The sequence below is a fragment of the Ottowia thiooxydans genome (assembly GCF_040548795.1).
Lineage (GTDB): Bacteria > Pseudomonadota > Gammaproteobacteria > Burkholderiales > Burkholderiaceae_C > Ottowia > Ottowia thiooxydans_A.
The window spans coordinates 1-15,445 of the sequence record NZ_JBEPSH010000011.1; the positions used below are offsets into that span (position 1 = coordinate 1).

Genomic DNA, 15,445 nt, shown 5'->3' on the forward strand with positions numbered 1-15,445 from the left:
CAATTCAACACCCTCCCCGTCGAGTTCAAGGAGTTGCACCCCTCTTACCGCGCCGGCAACCCCGCAGGCATGGCGGAGTGGCTCAGATTGAGCAAAGAATCGTTGGTGGAAAAAATCACGCCCACGCGTCCGTTTGCGCTCACGTGGGCAAGATTGGAGAGCATCAAGACACCTACCCTACTGATGACTGGCGATGGCGATTTGTACACACCGCCCGCGCTTCTTCGCATGCAGGCCTCGCATATGCCGCATGCAGATGTAGTGATCATCAAAGAAGCGGGACATTGCTCGAACTGGGAGCAGCCGGCAGCGTTCAACGAGGCAGTACTGGCGTTTATTAGACGGCACAAGGCTTGACCGACACACACCTGACGATCAACAGCTCACGTCTGTGGGTAACATAGCCTTCCACTGACTTCAAGTGAGTCTCTTGAATCAGGCGAGGCGAATAGATAGGACTAAGGGGTCCGCGCGAATGCGGACACGAGCCGCCCTAGTTCAGCGACTGCTGGACTAGGGTGCTCTTGTTCAGAATCAGACAGCACCAAGGTGTAATCAAGTTCTGGCAAAGGGGGCAGCCCATGCTTGACCCCTAGCGTCGTCATACCGGGTCGCAAATTGTCTTGGGTGAATGCCGTCACCGCCAGTCCGCTCAGCGCGACCGAGCGCATGTCCTGCAGGCTCGGTGAACTGAACGCACCATGCCAGGCAATCCCCGCGGCATTGAGTGAATCCACAGCGATATGCCTGCACACGCATGGTGGCGGCGAATAGGCCAGCGGCAAAGTACCTGACCATACAAAGTCTTCCGCTCCCGCCCACACCATGGGAACACGCCGAAGCAGTTGCCCTTGCCCGGTCCCTGCAGGCGATACCAAGACGGCAAGATCCAGCTCCCTATCACGCAGCATGGCGGGCAAATCCTGCGTCAAACCAACGCTGACCTCCAGCCGAACGCTGGGACAGCTGCGTGAAAACTGGCGAAGCAGCCGAGGCAAGCTCTCGCTGAGAAACCCCTCCGGCAAGCCGAAACGGACCGTTCCTTCTATGGGAGAGCTGCGAAAGTGTTGAGCCAGTGCGTCCTGGGCTTTCAGGATGCGCTGTGCAAGCCTCAGGAAATCCTCACCGTCTGCCGTCAAGCTGAGACGCCTGGTGGTGCGGTGAAGGAGCGGCCGCCCGACGATTTCTTCCAGCCGACGTATCTGGTGACTGACGGCCGATTGTGTGAGATGAAGCTGTTCGGCCGCGCGAGTAAAGCCCCCGGCCTGATGTACGCAGACGAAGGTATGCAGAAGGCTGGAGTCAAAAGTCATGGCCGCCTATTAATGAATCATGTAAATGAATACGGCGAAATTTAATCATTTGCGCCATGAGTTGAGAGTCTACAGAATGGCGGACTTTCCTTCTCATGCTCCTGCAAAAAAACATGCACCCCGCCCGAAACTCGCTGCTCACCCTCATGGCTGTTTGCCTGGCAGCCTTGATGTTTGGATTGGAAATATCCAGCGTGCCCATCATCCTGCCCGTATTGGAAGCAAAGCTCCACGCCAATTTTCAGGACCTGCAATGGATCATGAACGCCTACACCATCGCATGCACCAGTGTGCTGATGGCCACGGGGACACTGGCAGACCGCTATGGCCGTCGCAGGGTCTTCGCCCTCACGGTGCTGGCCTTCGGCTTGACGTCGCTGCTGTGTGGAATAGCCACCGAAACAACCACACTGATAGTGGCTCGCTTCCTTCAAGGGATGGCAGGCGGAGCCATGTTCATCTGCTCCATTGCGATCCTGTCATTCCAGTTCCCCGCGGGCCGTGAACGTGCACGTGCATTCGCAGTGTGGGGGGTGGTGGCGGGAATTGGCCTGGGCTTCGGCCCGGTCATTGGTGGCGCGATCGTGGCCCTTTCCAGTTGGCACTGGGTCTTCGTGGTTCATGCACCGTTGGCCGTGGTTTGCCTGGCCATGATCTGGACAGGGGTGGCGGAATCCCGTGATGCGCAGGCGAGGCATCAACCACTGGATATAGGCGGCATTCTGACGCTGAGCATCGCAGTGCTGGGGCTGACATCGCTCATCACGCAAGGGCAAAGTCTGGGTTGGGGCAGCCCAATAGCCTTGGGGCTGATGGTTGTCACAGCGATGAGCGTGGTCGGCTTCATCATCGCTGAGCGCACACATACACACCCTATGTTCGACTTCTCGGTGTTCAGCATTCGTGACTTCACCGGCGCAATCCTGGGCTGCGTCGGAATGAATTTCAGCTACTGGCCTTTCATGATTTATCTACCGCTGTATTTCACAGCTGGGTTCGGTATGGATGTCACTTCCGCCGGGCTGGCCCTGTTGGCCTATACCGTGCCCTTCCTGGTGATGCCACCGGTCGCCCAGTGGCTGCTGTTGCGCTATGACGCGCGTGTGGTGATTCCGGGGGGCCTCTTCTTGATTGGTCTGGGGTTTTTCCTGATGAAACTGGGCAGCCATTTCACCGGGCAGGGGCCATGGCCTGTACTGCCAGGCGCACTGTTGGCCGGTCTAGGCCTGGGTCTGACAACCACCCCAGCCACCAGCATGACAACCTCTGCGGTCCCCTCCCATCGCGCAGGCATGGCATCGGGCATGGATGTGAGCGCACGTCTCATCACCCTCGCACTCAATATTGCCGGGATGGGGTTGGTCTTGGTCGCAGGTCTGACAGCCGCCCTACAGAAAAATTTGGGGCTATCAATGGATGCAGCGCAAGTTCGCACCATTGCCGAACGTCTGGCTGGGGGCGACACAACCGCGGCCATGCAGGCGATGAGCGCGTTTGCGGATGCAGAGCACGCTAGCGTGATCGTCCAGGGGGCGATCACCCAAGGTTTCGGTTGGGTCATGCTGTACGGCGGTGTAGCGGCATGGATCACTGCAGCACTCAGCTGGGCGGTATTTCAAGGAACACGTGAAGTAACTGCCACCGGTGGTGCATAAGGCCGCTTGAGTTTTCGGCTGACGGCCATGCGCGGGGTTATAGCGAGTCACGGCGGACTCAGTGAATGAGGTGCCGTACGAAGTGCCGAATCAACAACTTCGATTGCGGCGCCCACGAGCGCACCGCGTGGCAGGTCGTCGTGGAAAAGGGCGGCAAGCGCTGGCACTTGCTTTGCAAGCGGCATTGCCATGACCCAGTGATCGGCATTGATGTATCCGAGTAACGCACTACCTGGCACGACTGCATCATCGGCGAGCAGTTGGCTGTCGTTATTGACGTCCCGCTCCGCCAGGCGGCTGTGGTTAAGGCGTAGCAATGGTGAGACCTTCTCGGGTAGCGGCGCACCAACGAGCGAGAAAAACGGTATGCGCGTGTCACGAAGCTTCTGGTGATGAGTAGTCCACCAAGCGTGCCGTACGCCGGGTCGAAGCGCTTCGAGTTCAGCGCCGTTGCCCACCGCGCAGCCGCCTATCGGCAGGCGCGTGACAAACGCGTCATAGATATCACGTAGCTCATCCGCCAGAGGACTGCCGCGCGCGGCACCGGCATAGCTGACGACCGCAGCGACGCGCTGTCGCGCGGGTGGGTGACGGACCAGCAGATCGAATACGTCGGGCAGACCCTTCGAGTACGCAAACACGATCAGGTGTTTGCCGTCGTGCGGCAGTGCGGCGATCTCTCCTGCGAGTTGCGTGGCATTTTGTTCGGTGCCGGCGCGCCCCTGGACACGCAGCAGATTAACCTCGAAGCCAGCGGCACTCAGTTCGTCGGCCACGTCAGCGAACGGCACAAGCCACTTCTCGGCGCAATCAGAGAACAAGCCGGGAACGAAAGCAATGCGGTAACGCGCTGCGAGGGACGCTGCGTTGCTGGCCGCATGGTGGCGCGCTACGGGTTCACCGGGCAAGCGCAAAAGTACATCTTCGCAGGCGCGTTCACCCGTGAGACGCGGGCACAACGCGTGCCTATACTCACCGCGCAGATCGCGGACGTGACCTTGTTTGGCGCGTGCGATGAGCTGCAAATCATCGCTCATGGATGCGGTTTGCACTGGGGCGCACCCAGTGAGCACCAAAGCGACAAGGCCAACGGAAAAACGCGCTGCGCTGCGCTTGATCCCACCCAGCAGGCCTGCTTTCCCTAGAAACAGCTTCAGACCGGTGTGGCCATCAGAACCTGTGCGGCTCATGACACCACGATCCCGCGTACTGCTGAAGTGTTTAATCAGCTTTGCCGCCGAATCCATGTCCAGCGAAACCCATGTTTTCACAGGTTCGGCACTGATTTTCCCCGAATGAATTGCGCGTGCCATCTCTAAGATACGACCGTGAAAAAATTGATCGGGTGTTCTGGTTTGCTCCATCATACCCATGCACTGAAGGTCAATTCATACGCGAACAGTCACAGAACCAACATGTGTCTGCATCGTCGGGGATGTACCGGGGCCAAGGTCATGCTTTATGCATGCGACTCAGTCGTTTGGCGCTGTGGTCGTTTGAATTCAATCTCCAACAATGAATTCACTGGCCCCCAAAAACCCGAGGCTCAATGCATCAACATCCACCCCACCCCCGCAGCAAGGACCACGACCAACGCCGGTGACAGGCGTCCATAAACCAGCAGGCCAAAGGCTGCGAGCGCCAATCCAAAATCGGCTCGGGAGTGAATGGCACTGGTCCATACCGGGTCATACAGTGCTGCCGCCAGCACACCCACGACGGCTGCGTTGATACCAGCCATAGAACGTTGCACGCCTGGACGCTGTCGCAGCGTCTCCCAGAATGGCAAAGCCCCGGCCACCATCAGGAACGCTGGAACAAAAATGACGACAAGCAGCGCCAAGCCGCCCCACCAGCCTTTCAAAGGACCCGTCATGACCGCCCCCAGATAGGCGGCGAAAGTGAACAAGGGGCCAGGCACGGCCTGAGCCGCGCCGTAACCGGCCAGAAAGGCATCGTTGGTGACCAGCCCGTCCGACACAACCGTTGTTTGCAGGAGGGGTAGCACCACATGTCCTCCTCCAAAAACGAGTGCCCCCGCCTGGTAGAACGAAGAGATGATTGAAACCGTGGGCTGCCGAACTATGGCAGCCAGAACGGGCAGCAGCAAGAGCAACAGGCCAAACACTAACAGCAGCAGAGCCCCTACCCGTTTACTGACACCATAGGAGCGGTGCTCGGCACTTGGAAAACTACCGAGTTGCAAGAACCACCTTCCCGCGATGGCCCCCACAACAATGGCGCTCACCTGACCCAAGGTGGTCGGCACTGCAAGCACCAGCAAGGCCGCAATGATGGCAATACACGCTCTTGATCGATCCGGACAAAGCGTCACTGACATGCCCCACACGGCCTGTGCAACCACAGCTACCGCCACAACCTTGAGCCCGTGTATCACACCGGACTGCGCCAGCCCGGCCCATTGCGTGACACCGAGAGCGAAGACGATGAGAAAGACGGCAGACGGAAGCGTGAAACCAAGCCATGCGCCAAGCGCCCCTGGCCAGCCCGCTCGCCCCAGCCCCAAAGCCATACCCACTTGGCTGCTCGCGGGGCCAGGCAAGAACTGGCAGAGTGCGACCAGATCCGAGTAACTCTTGTCGTCCAACCATGCCCGTCGCTCCACAAACTCTGTGCGGAAATAGCCAATGTGGGCCACAGGGCCGCCAAATGAGGTAAGGCCGAGCTTCAAGAACACCAGCAGCACCTCCATGAACGATCCTGGACGACGTGAGGATGCAGTGGCCGAGAGCGGCTGAAGCCTTAAATTGGCTTGATCTTCTCGCTCTTTGCTTTGGCTCATCGGGTCTCAGGGGGAATGCTGGTGACAACGCGGCATCTTACCCATGAGCTTTTACGAAGTCTGGTGTTCGGAAGAATCCAGCGCAACATGTGAACAAGCATCCGCTATCGACTCAGATACTGAGATTAATATAAATTTCTGTCTTGACAGAAATTTATGGAATAGAATTTCTCGCATGGAACTGAGTACGATTCAAAGGCAGTTTGTCCTGCACTGGGGTGAAATGGGTTCGCGCTGGGGCGTCAATCGCACCGTGGCACAGATTCACGCCTTGCTGTTCGTTCATGGGCAGCCGCTCAACGCAGAGCAACTGAGCGAAACCCTTGGGGTTGCTCGCTCGAACGTGAGCAATAGCCTGAAGGAATTGCAGGCCTGGGACTTGATCCGCGTTACGCATGTACTGGGCGACAGGCGCGACTTCTTTGAGACCAGCGTGGATGTATGGGAGCTTTTTCGCACCATAGTGCGAGAGCGCAAGGAGCGGGAATTTGATCCCACCATCCGCATGCTCTCCACTCTGGTGAAAAGCCCCGAATTCGATAGCGAAACTGCCGATGCACAAGACCGTATCCGCTCTACCCTGGATCTGATGAACAAGCTTGGAGCCTGGGCAGATGAAATGCTGCGCCTGTCGCCAGGCACGCTGGACAAGATCCTGGGCCTCGGCGCCAGCGTGCAGCGCTTTGTGCGCGGCTCATCGCCGTCCTCTGAGAAAGAAAGCAGCACTACCCTAAAACCTTAAGGTCCTACTCATGGCGGGATTCGTCCTGCCTATTTTTTCAGTGATAATTTCTGTTAATACAGAAATAACGAACAAAGGAAACTACCATGACAAATGCCATCACCTCGTTCCCTCTGACCTTGTACTACGACGCCAGTTGTCGTTTCTGCAATGCGGAGATGACCAACCTGATGCTGCGCAATACGCAAGGACGCCTTTGTTTCATCAACTGCGCAGAACCCGGCTTTCAAGGTGGTCCCGCTCCGCAGGAGCATTTGATGCGTTCCATTCACGGGGTGGATGCACAAGGCAGGGTCTTTGTCGGTGTGGACTGCCTGGCTCGCGCCTATGAGGGCATTGGCTGGACTTGGGCGCCTGGCGTATTCAAGTGGCCGGTGATTCACAGCTTAGCCAACCGCCTGTACCCTGTGATTGCGCGCAACCGCTACCGTATGCCTAAATGGCCGGTGGTGTGGATCCTTGAATCAGCCGCTCGGCGCGCCGCTGAACGTACTGCGCGCCACAGTGCCCGATGCCAAGGCGGGCGCTGTGACCTCGACGACCACATCCCTCACCATTGAGACAGCTTGAAGGAACCATCATGGCAGACAACCTTTCCTCCACTGGCCGCACTGTCTTGTTGTGCGGTGCCCAAGGTTTCATTGGACAAGCCCTGGCCCAACGGCTGAAAGCCAAAGGCTGGAACGTACGCGCTGGAAGCCGACGCAGCCAGCCACCTGTGGACTATGGTCGTCAGCTCAAGCCCGCTGATTGGTTTGCTCACCTTCAAGGGGTTCATGCGGTCATCAATGCAGTCGGGCATCTGCGCGGAAGCGCGCAGGCGCCGCTGGAGAGCATTCATGCCCAGGCCCCCATGGCCTTGTTCGATGCTTGCGCCGAGATGGGGATACGCCAGGTCATGCAACTCTCAGCCTTGGGAGTGGATGGCAACGAAACGCCCTATGCACGCACCAAGCGCGCCGCTGATCAGCATCTGCAAGCGCTGACGAATGCCGGTCGACTGGATGGGGTCATTGTGCGGCCGAGCGTCGTCATAGGTGCAGGGGGTGCCAGCACGCAGCTTTTCATGCGACTCTCACTGCTGCCCGTGCTGGCACTTCCGAAGCCCATGTTTGATCACCTCATTCAGCCGCTATGGGTGAATGACCTTGCCGACGCCATGCAGGCTCTGATGCAATCCGGCCAGACTGGGATCGTGGAATTGGGTGGTGCCGAGCGCTTGAGCATGGCCGCCATGATTGCCGGCCTTAGAGCTCAACGCGGCCTGCGCCCTGCCTTCGTGAGAGCCTTGCCCGACTGGGTGAGCCAGGCCAGCGCACGGCTTGGCGATGCCGTTCCGGCATCCCCCTGGTGCAGCGCCTCCCTTGTGTTGGCTTCGCATGACAACTGCTGTGATCCATCGGTGCTGCCGACCTGGCTGGGTCGTGATCCGGTCGCTGTAGAACACATGTTGCGTCATATCCAAGCGCAGTCCGGAAAGGATTGAGCTGTGAATCGAACTTTGTCCGGACGCCCCCAAGATGCGCAGTCGCAAGAACGGCTGCAGAGTGATTCACTTCACGCGCGGGTAACAAGTGGCGAGGTGCACCCTCTGCCCGCCTTGAGATGGGTTCGCTGGAGTCTGGTGTTTGTATGGCTGTTCACTGCTGTAGTGAGCGTTCATCAATGGAATGGGCAAAGCAGCGATCTTTTGCGTTCCGCAGGCGTTCCACTGGGGCCCTGGCATGACTGGTTGATCGGTGCTGGCGCCGCAATGGATCTTGTCATCGGGTTCTGGCTGTGGCTTCGCCCGTCGAAGATGGCCTATGCGATTGCCCTGACGGGCATGCTCGTGATGACGCTGGCGGCCACCGCGCTGCTGCCCGCCCTTTGGCTGCACCCCTTGGGGCCCTTGAGCAAGAACCTGCCTATCGCCGCGGCATTGTTGCTGTTGATGCAGGTGCACACCCCTAAGAAGTAAGCACCATGAACACCTATCTGGTTCTCAAGACCATTCACATTCTCTCCAGTGTTCTGTTGGTGGGCACAGGCTTTGGTTCAGCTTTCTACATGTTCTTTGCCAACCGCAGTGGCTCTGTACAAGCCCAGGCGGTGGTCAGCCGATTGGTGGTGCGCGCGGATTGGTGGTTCACGACTCCGGCAGTGATCATTCAGCCGCTATCTGGCTTGGCGATGATGCATATGGCAGGTTGGGCTTGGCACACTCCGTGGCTACTGCTGTCCATGGCGCTGTATGTACTTGCAGGCGCGTGCTGGATTCCCGTGGTGCTGATGCAGGTTCGGATGTCTCAGCTGGCAAGCGTAGCAGCCGAACAGGGCACGCCCATACCAGCTGCTTACGCGCAACTCGCACGGCGCTGGGAAGCGCTGGGCTACCCAGCGTTTATCGCCATGATGGCAGTGTATGCACTCATGGTAAACAAGCCGGCTCTGTGGAGTTAAAGGTTTTCGGCAGATCCGCCTTTAAGCGAGGGAGCCATTCTGCCCCTTGCTTCCATCATCAATTTGCCCACCCTAGCTGAGACAGAAACTCCTCGCGCCCCATGACTCCCAGGCGGTTGTAGAGCTGCCGTCGGTGGTACACAACTGTGTTGATACTGATGTCCATGCGCGCGGCAATCTGGGTTTCAGACAAGCCATACGCCAGCCACCAAGCCAGTTCCTGCTGACGCTGCGGAAGGCGCAACGCCTGCAACGCCCGCATCAAGCGCGTGCCGCGCGTCACACGCTGAGTGACGTGTATCGCTGCGGCATCTTCTGCACCATGCGCAGCTGCCAAGCGTGTAGCTTGCAACAAAAACCAACCATGGCTGTTGCGCACCTCAAGCTGAGGCTTCTGCTGCTGGGGGATGAAGGACTGAGGCGTGAGCCTGCGCAGCAACTCTTGCAATGCTGCAGGCAGTTCGGCACCGCGCCGCCAGCGCCATCCAAATGCCAGTGGCATCAACGCTTCGGCTTCGGGCGATATCCACAAAGGCTGGCCCTGCTGGGTAGCGATCAGCAGGCCCTGCGCATGCACTTCGCTGTCCTTGGTGTCGAGGTCGCAAGGCTCAAGGATGGCTGCCAGGCTGGCTTCAAGTGGGGCCAGAGAGGCCACCTCGTCCTGTGCGAAAGGCCTTGACCCCGCATGACGGTAAAAGATGAGGGTACCAATGCCCCGACCTTGCGGAGTACGCAGCACCAAACTGACCCAATGCGCCACATCGGCCGGGCGCAGCAGCACGTTATAGAAATCGCTGCGCAACAGTTCCCGGTAAGGCACTTTCAGCAGCTGTTCCAGCTGGTGCGGTCCATGTTCATGGCGCACGGCTTCGCCGAATTGGCGCAGGCTGCGTTGAAACAACCGGCGCTCGTCCTGCAGCATACGGGGATCGTAATAATCCGCCATCGCCGCCTGCAAAGCCGGGTTTTCCAGATAGGTCTCCAGCACACCTTCGCCGCCTTCATCCACGCCGGGATGGACGTAGGCCCCAGCGTCAAATCCTATCGACGGACGCAACGTTTGCAGCAGGGAGACGATGTGCTGCGGACCGCCGCCTGACAGGCTCGCCATGGTCTGCAGGCGTGCGAGGGATTGGAACGTAGATGAATTCACGGCCATGCAGAGCATGGTAATCCATTGTCATTGCCAGGTGCTTCCAAACCCTACCCCTGCGAGGTGGGGTGCAAACGCCCGTTGAAGATTAGGCTGGTTGATTTCCATTCTTGAACCCATCTCTCATGACTCTCTTCGCTCTTCTACGTTCGGTTTTCACCCTGACCATTGGCGTGGGCCTCTGGATGGCTGGTCAGGCCTTGGCCGCAGGTGGCACAGACCCGGCTCGTTTTCGGCTCACCCCTGCCCTGCTCGACAGAATGAACGCGCTGGAAGCTGAACTGAAGCACTCTGGCACAGCCGACAAACAGGGCGATGACGACGATGAAGCAGACGCTGAGTCCGTACAGGACATCGCGCGCAAGCTCGATGCGCAACCGCGCATACGCGCTGCGCTAGCGCGCCACAAGCTCACGAGTACTGAATATGCCACCGCTATGCTTGCGGCTTTGCATGCAGGGATGTATCTGGCCGTGGAAAAGGCCGCTGATCCGCGGGCCGCAGCCGCTATGACGCCAGAGCAACGCGCGAATATCGAGGTGATGCGCGTACGCCGCAAGAAGTAGCGATGGCATCGTTCAGATGCAGATGAGTCATCAGCATGGCCTAAGCCCGCCCCAGCTTACCCAGCAATTCTTGTCTATCCATCACCCCTAGCCGGTTGTAGAGCTGGCGTCGATGGTAGACCGCTGTATGAATACTGATGCCCATGCGCTGAGCGGTCTGCGTTTCTGACAAGCCACGCGCCAGCCACCAGGCCAGCTCATGCTGGCGCTGAGGTAAATCCAGCGCAAGTAGCGCTGCAAGCAGGCGCGTCCCCCGCGCCACACGGCGGGTGATGTGCAAGGCCACTGCCTCGGGGCTTTGTGTGTGGTCCGCAGCAGCCATGCGAGTCGCACGCACCGAAAACCATCCTTGCGCAGTCTGAAGCTCCAGTGCTGGCACCTCAAGAATCTCCGTCGTGTTCAAGCGCCGCAGCAGTTCGAGCAAGGCTGGAGGTAGCCCCATACCGTTGCGCCAACGCCACCGCCAACCGAACGCCATGGCCAGCAAGGCCTCCGTCTCTGGTGATAGCCAGAGTGGTTTCCCCGCTGGCGTGACCACCAGTAGCCCCTCGCCGTGGATTTCGCTTTGGTCTGAGTCGCATTCACCGCTTTGCAAGATGCGCGCCAGGTGGGGTTCCAGTCGCGCAACATTCGCCACGTCGTGAGGCGTGAACAAAGGTGACGTAGCTTCACGAAACAGGAACAGTGTGCCCACGCCAGCACCCTGCGGCGTGCGCAGGGTCAACTTCAAATACTCCGTGCCTTCGCCCGGGCGGGCCACCACATTGAAGAAATCGCTGCGCTGGAACTCGCGCAGGGGCACCTGGATCAACTCGCGCAGCAGCTTGGGACCATATTCATGGGCCACCGCGCCCGACAGGTCATGCGAACTCCGTCCCAGAACATGCCGCTCGCTTTGCAAGATGTGCGGCTCAAAGCTGTCAGCCACTACGTCAAGCAGTGGACCGTCCTGGACATAAGCGGCCACCGCGCCGTCGCTGCTGGGATAAAGCAGACCGCCAAAGTCAAATCGCACCACATGTGCCAGTTCGGCAAGCATGGGCTCAATAAGCCACACTCCCCCCATCTCGAGACTGGACATGCGATGCAGCCGTGCAAGTGCATGGCGAGCGGCTTGGCGGGTCGATCGTGAGGCAGGCATGACCCCAATCTAAAAGTTGCTGCAGCGTGCGTCAACGTCCCCCCCTCCCCCTGCGGGCCGTCTGCAACACCTACCCCCATCAGGTGGGGCGCCGTCGGGAAATCCTGAGTACCTTGTGCGGCCGGCATCTGATTCGCAGAGATTTCACCCCTTCATAAGCAGCTTCAAACGCCTGATGCAGGAGCTCTCAGGGCTTTATGAAGTACCCCGTTGTGGTAACCAGGAGCTGGCATCGACATAACGGCAAGGTGAATTTTTGCTCTGGACCCATCCAACAATTTTTCATGAGTTTTCTCCGCATGACCGTAGTAACCACGCCCCGCTTGAGCTTCGCGGCACTGATCATCACGCTGTTCGCAGTCACATCCGCCCAGGCGCAATGGGAAGGCGCAAATCCGATGCCTGAGATCCGCGCTCAACACACCGCCACCGTGCTGTCCAACGGCCAGGTGCTGGTAGTCGGCGGCAGTGCCAACCTGGTCAATCTGTCCGTATATGCCACGACCTCGCTTTACAACCCCGCTACGGGGCAATGGCGCGCCGGCCCGGATCTGGCTCAAGCCCGCCGAGCACACACGGCCACGCCGCTGCCCAATGGCACTGTGTTACTGGTGGGCGGCCTCACCAGCAGTGGCGGGCAAGTACCCCTGGCGAGCTCGAGCGTCCTCTTTGACCCGGGCGCAGGCGAACCGGGCGTTGGCGGATTCACCCCAACGACGACGACCCCCACCCTGCGCCGTGCGCGCCACACGGCCACGCTGCTGCCGAATGGGCAAGTTCTGGTGGTCGGCGGTCAGGGCATTGCGGGCCAGGCGGCACTGACCAGCACCGAGCTGTACGACCCCGCCACCGGCACCTGGACCAATGCCCCCTCGCTGCCCGGCAGCAGTTTTGGCAAACGCGATCACACGGCCACATTGCTGCGCGATGGGCGCGTGCTCGTCGTGGGCGGCGAAAGCAATCACGAGACCCCCACTCTCGACGCCTACCTGCGCGAGCTTGACGGTAGCTGGACCGGCGTTCCGCTACCTGCAGGCAACCATCGCACCCTGCACAGTGCCACCTTGTTGCCCGATGGCCGCGTGTTCGTGGCTGGCGGTTTAGACAACAACGGCGAAGCTCTGCGTACCAGCCATTTCTTCCACCCCTTGACCAACTCCTGGACGCAAGGTCCGCTGCTACTCGCAGCGCGTAGCCGCCATAGCGCCACTCTTCTGCCTGATGGCCGTGTTCTTTTAGCGGGTGGTCTGGGAACGGGCGCAGCGGCCATAGGCACCGCCGAAGTGCTTTCAACCGACGGCAACGCCATCACGCCAGCACCCACCACACTCGCGCTACAAGCCCGCCACAGCCATCACGCCCTGTTGCTGCCTGCCGGCGAAGTGCTGGTCACGGGCGGGGCCGATGCTTCCGGGGCCGCGCTGGGTAGCAGCCAGCGTTATGCCCCCCAGCCCCAGCCCACCGTCGCCAACGCGGGCGGTCTGGCAGGCTCGCAGTGGCGACTTTCCACAACACTGTCAGATGGCAGTGTGCTTGTCACCGGAGGTTCGCGCCCTGACGGCAACACCCCTATGCCAGCCCAGCGCTATGACCCGTCGACCAACACCTGGGCCAGCGTGGGCGCACCTTTCGTTGATGGCCGCGTCGAGGGCACCCAAACCCTGCTGGCCGATGGCCGCGTGCTGCTCACTGGCGGCCAACCAGGCCATGTCGGAAACGGTGTCTATGAGGCCGATTTATACAATCCCACCACCAGCGCCTGGAGCCGAGCCGCCACCGCCCCCCGGCGGCGCTGGGGTCACACCGCTACGCTGATGCCGGGGGGCAATGTGCTCGTAGCCGGCGGCCGCACATCGGGAAACCTCGCCGACATTTACCGCCCCGCGAGCAATGACTGGGTGCCTACCGCGGCCCTGCCAAGCTGGCGCAGCCGCCATAGCGCCACGCTGTTGAAAGATGGCCGAGTGATGGTGGCAGGCGGCAGAGGCAGCGACGGAACCTCTTTGTTGAGTAGCGTCGATATCTACGACCCCGCCACAGCGAGTTGGCAGTCTGGCCCTGGTCCCCTCGCCGGCCCGCGCAGCGGTCACAGCGCCACCCTGCTGCCCAGCGGCCAAGTGATGATTTCGGGCGGTGGTGGCGACAATCATCTGTACGACCCCGCGACAGGAGCCACGCAAATGCTCACTGGCGGCACCCGACGGGGCAACGGCTTCAGCATGCACAGCGCCACGCTGCTGCCCAATGGCCAGGTCTTGCTAGTGGGCGGACGCAGTACGGTGACATCCGCCTACGTCAATGCGATTACTCTGTGCAAGCCCTCCGCGCTGACCTGTGCGGATGTGGGAACAACCCCCAGTGCCATCGAAGACCACACCGCCGCCCTTCTGCCTGATGGCAGAGTGCTGATAGCAGGCGGCTACAGCGTAGCGCCCGCCGCCACCAGCACGTGGCTGATCGATCCTCGCACGCCCATCGGTGGCAATCGTGTACGCCCGGCCATCACTGGTGGGCCCAGCGCGATCGCCGCAGGCACGCCGCTGGTGCTGACAGGTGCGGCATTCATCGACGAGACCGAGGCCGGCCATGGGGCCACCTCCCAGGCAGCAAGCCACCTGCCCTTGCTGACCGTGCAGCGCATGGACGGCGGTTCGCTGCACTGGCTGCAACCCGCTGCAGCTGCCACGGCCAGCACCTTTACATCCATCCCTTTGCCTGCCAGCCTGCCCGCAGGTCAGTACCAGGCACACATATACACAGGCGGCATGAGGTCCGCCCCCTATGTGTTCAGGATGACCAGCTTCCCTGCACCTGGCGCGCCCACGCAAGCCAGCGCGCAACCTGGCAACAGCCAGGCCACCGTCACCTGGCAAGCACCCATCGGTCATCCGGCGGTGGCAAGCTACACCGTGACCGACCACACCCGAGGACATAGCTGCACCGTGGCCGCGCCCGCCAACACCTGCACCGTCCAGGGACTGACCAATGGCACGCCCTACACCTTTCTCGTCACGGCCACAGCGGCAGGAGGCGCCACCGCCACCAGCATCCCCACCGCGCCCGTAACGCCCAACGGCCCTGTTAACCCTGGCCTGGGTGCCCCCACAAACGTGGTAGCCACCGCGGGCAATGGCCGCGTCGCCCTGCGTTGGCAAGCACCCGCGCAGCTGCCTGGCAGCTTGGCACCCACGCACTACACGGTGGTGACTTCGCCCGGCCAGGCTGGGTGCGGCACGGTGCAGGCACCCGCCACCGCGTGCATGGTGACAGGTCTGGCCAATGGCACAACATACACCTTCGTTGTGCGCGCCCACGCCGCACAACTGACCCGCGACTCCTCGCCTTCAGCTCCGGTTACGCCTTCAACCGCAGCACCTGAACCCGCACCGGACGGCCTGGCACACGTGCCGGCGCTGGGAGCACCCGCGATCGGTCTGCTGGGTCTGGGGGCCGCGGGATTGGGCGCCCTGCGTTTGCGCCCCAAACGCAGGCGGGAGTGGCAGGCGCCCGTGCAGTAGCCGTGCAGCGTGGCACGCACGCACCACACAGGCTTGATGTGCATTCAAGACACGAAGACACTGCTGCATATGCACACTTGTTCCGTGAAAGCAACGAACGTCACAGGTGTGT

At 60.5% G+C, this 15,445-nt stretch carries 14 protein-coding genes; 9 read left to right on the forward strand and 5 right to left on the reverse strand.

All coding sequences use genetic code 11. The features are described 5' to 3' along the window. Positions 1-357, forward strand: a 357-nt coding sequence (locus tag ABIE13_RS23365) for an alpha/beta fold hydrolase (protein WP_354447981.1), incomplete at its 5' end; no start/stop codon positions are given. A 101-nt stretch (positions 358-458) separates the two neighbouring features. Here the strand turns inward: ABIE13_RS23365 and ABIE13_RS23370 are convergent. After that, positions 459-1,313, reverse strand: coding sequence for a LysR family transcriptional regulator (locus ABIE13_RS23370; RefSeq protein ID WP_354447982.1), 855 nt, complete (start codon positions 1,311-1,313; stop codon positions 459-461). Between the two features lie 113 nt (positions 1,314-1,426). Between ABIE13_RS23370 and ABIE13_RS23375 the strand changes: the two genes are divergently transcribed. Continuing rightward, positions 1,427-2,968: an MFS transporter gene (locus ABIE13_RS23375; protein WP_354447984.1), complete on the forward strand. Its 1,542-nt coding sequence runs from the start codon at positions 1,427-1,429 to the stop codon at positions 2,966-2,968. 47 nt (positions 2,969-3,015) lie between these two features. Here ABIE13_RS23375 and ABIE13_RS23380 read toward each other — a convergent pair whose 3' ends face one another. After that, the gene (locus ABIE13_RS23380; protein WP_354447986.1) at positions 3,016-4,158 is read right to left on the reverse strand and encodes a hypothetical protein; all 1,143 of its coding nucleotides are present in this window, start codon (positions 4,156-4,158) and stop codon (positions 3,016-3,018) included. Positions 4,159-4,514: 356 nt separating this feature from the next. Further along, positions 4,515-5,681, reverse strand: a complete 1,167-nt coding sequence (gene chrA / locus ABIE13_RS23385; RefSeq protein ID WP_354448251.1) for a chromate efflux transporter — start codon at positions 5,679-5,681, stop codon at positions 4,515-4,517. A gap of 265 nt (positions 5,682-5,946) precedes the next feature. On the opposite strand from chrA, the gene ABIE13_RS23390 reads away from it, so the two are divergent. From ABIE13_RS23390 to ABIE13_RS23410, 5 genes are all read left to right on the forward strand, one after another. Further along, positions 5,947-6,513 (forward strand): GbsR/MarR family transcriptional regulator, encoded by a 567-nt coding sequence (locus ABIE13_RS23390; RefSeq protein WP_354447988.1) that lies wholly within the window; start codon positions 5,947-5,949, stop codon positions 6,511-6,513. 86 nt (positions 6,514-6,599) lie between these two features. Next, positions 6,600-7,073 (forward strand): thiol-disulfide oxidoreductase DCC family protein, encoded by a 474-nt coding sequence (locus tag ABIE13_RS23395; RefSeq protein ID WP_354447990.1) that lies wholly within the window; start codon positions 6,600-6,602, stop codon positions 7,071-7,073. A 20-nt stretch (positions 7,074-7,093) separates the two neighbouring features. After that, positions 7,094-7,999: an NAD-dependent epimerase/dehydratase family protein gene (locus tag ABIE13_RS23400; protein ID WP_354447992.1), complete on the forward strand. Its 906-nt coding sequence runs from the start codon at positions 7,094-7,096 to the stop codon at positions 7,997-7,999. Between the two features lie 3 nt (positions 8,000-8,002). Then, positions 8,003-8,473: a DoxX-like family protein gene (locus ABIE13_RS23405; RefSeq protein WP_436278467.1), complete on the forward strand. Its 471-nt coding sequence runs from the start codon at positions 8,003-8,005 to the stop codon at positions 8,471-8,473. 5 nt (positions 8,474-8,478) lie between these two features. Beyond that, positions 8,479-8,955, forward strand: a complete 477-nt coding sequence (locus ABIE13_RS23410) for a DUF2269 family protein (protein WP_354447994.1) — start codon at positions 8,479-8,481, stop codon at positions 8,953-8,955. Positions 8,956-9,013: 58 nt separating this feature from the next. Here the strand turns inward: ABIE13_RS23410 and ABIE13_RS23415 are convergent, their stop codons facing one another. After that, entirely contained in the window at positions 9,014-10,108 is a 1,095-nt protein-coding gene (locus tag ABIE13_RS23415; protein WP_354447996.1) for a helix-turn-helix transcriptional regulator, read from the reverse strand. Positions 10,109-10,233: 125 nt separating this feature from the next. On the opposite strand from ABIE13_RS23415, the gene ABIE13_RS23420 reads away from it, so the two are divergent. Continuing rightward, positions 10,234-10,674: a hypothetical protein gene (locus tag ABIE13_RS23420; protein ID WP_354447998.1), complete on the forward strand. Its 441-nt coding sequence runs from the start codon at positions 10,234-10,236 to the stop codon at positions 10,672-10,674. 40 nt (positions 10,675-10,714) lie between these two features. Here the strand turns inward: ABIE13_RS23420 and ABIE13_RS23425 are convergent, their stop codons facing one another. Then, positions 10,715-11,815, reverse strand: a complete 1,101-nt coding sequence (locus ABIE13_RS23425; RefSeq protein ID WP_354448000.1) for a helix-turn-helix transcriptional regulator — start codon at positions 11,813-11,815, stop codon at positions 10,715-10,717. Between the two features lie 284 nt (positions 11,816-12,099). Here ABIE13_RS23425 and ABIE13_RS23430 point away from each other — a divergent pair, with 284 nt between their 5' ends. Continuing rightward, positions 12,100-15,333: a kelch repeat-containing protein gene (locus ABIE13_RS23430; protein WP_354448002.1), complete on the forward strand. Its 3,234-nt coding sequence runs from the start codon at positions 12,100-12,102 to the stop codon at positions 15,331-15,333. The last annotated feature ends 112 nt before the right edge of the window (positions 15,334-15,445 follow it).

Bases quoted from the DNA above. Each gene is read 5' to 3' on its own strand.
- ABIE13_RS23370 (WP_354447982.1), bottom strand. From the start codon at position 1,313: ATGACTTTTGACTCCAGCCTTCTGCATACCTTCGTCTGCGTACATCAG.
- ABIE13_RS23375 (WP_354447984.1), top strand. From the start codon at position 1,427: ATGCACCCCGCCCGAAACTCGCTGCTCACCCTCATGGCTGTTTGCCTG.
- ABIE13_RS23380 (WP_354447986.1), bottom strand. From the start codon at position 4,158: ATGAGCCGCACAGGTTCTGATGGCCACACCGGTCTGAAGCTGTTTCTA.
- chrA (WP_354448251.1), bottom strand. From the start codon at position 5,681: ATGGAGGTGCTGCTGGTGTTCTTGAAGCTCGGCCTTACCTCATTTGGC.
- ABIE13_RS23390 (WP_354447988.1), top strand. From the start codon at position 5,947: ATGGAACTGAGTACGATTCAAAGGCAGTTTGTCCTGCACTGGGGTGAA.
- ABIE13_RS23395 (WP_354447990.1), top strand. From the start codon at position 6,600: ATGACAAATGCCATCACCTCGTTCCCTCTGACCTTGTACTACGACGCC.
- ABIE13_RS23400 (WP_354447992.1), top strand. From the start codon at position 7,094: ATGGCAGACAACCTTTCCTCCACTGGCCGCACTGTCTTGTTGTGCGGT.
- ABIE13_RS23410 (WP_354447994.1), top strand. From the start codon at position 8,479: ATGAACACCTATCTGGTTCTCAAGACCATTCACATTCTCTCCAGTGTT.
- ABIE13_RS23420 (WP_354447998.1), top strand. From the start codon at position 10,234: ATGACTCTCTTCGCTCTTCTACGTTCGGTTTTCACCCTGACCATTGGC.
- ABIE13_RS23425 (WP_354448000.1), bottom strand. From the start codon at position 11,815: ATGCCTGCCTCACGATCGACCCGCCAAGCCGCTCGCCATGCACTTGCA.
- ABIE13_RS23430 (WP_354448002.1), top strand. From the start codon at position 12,100: ATGAGTTTTCTCCGCATGACCGTAGTAACCACGCCCCGCTTGAGCTTC.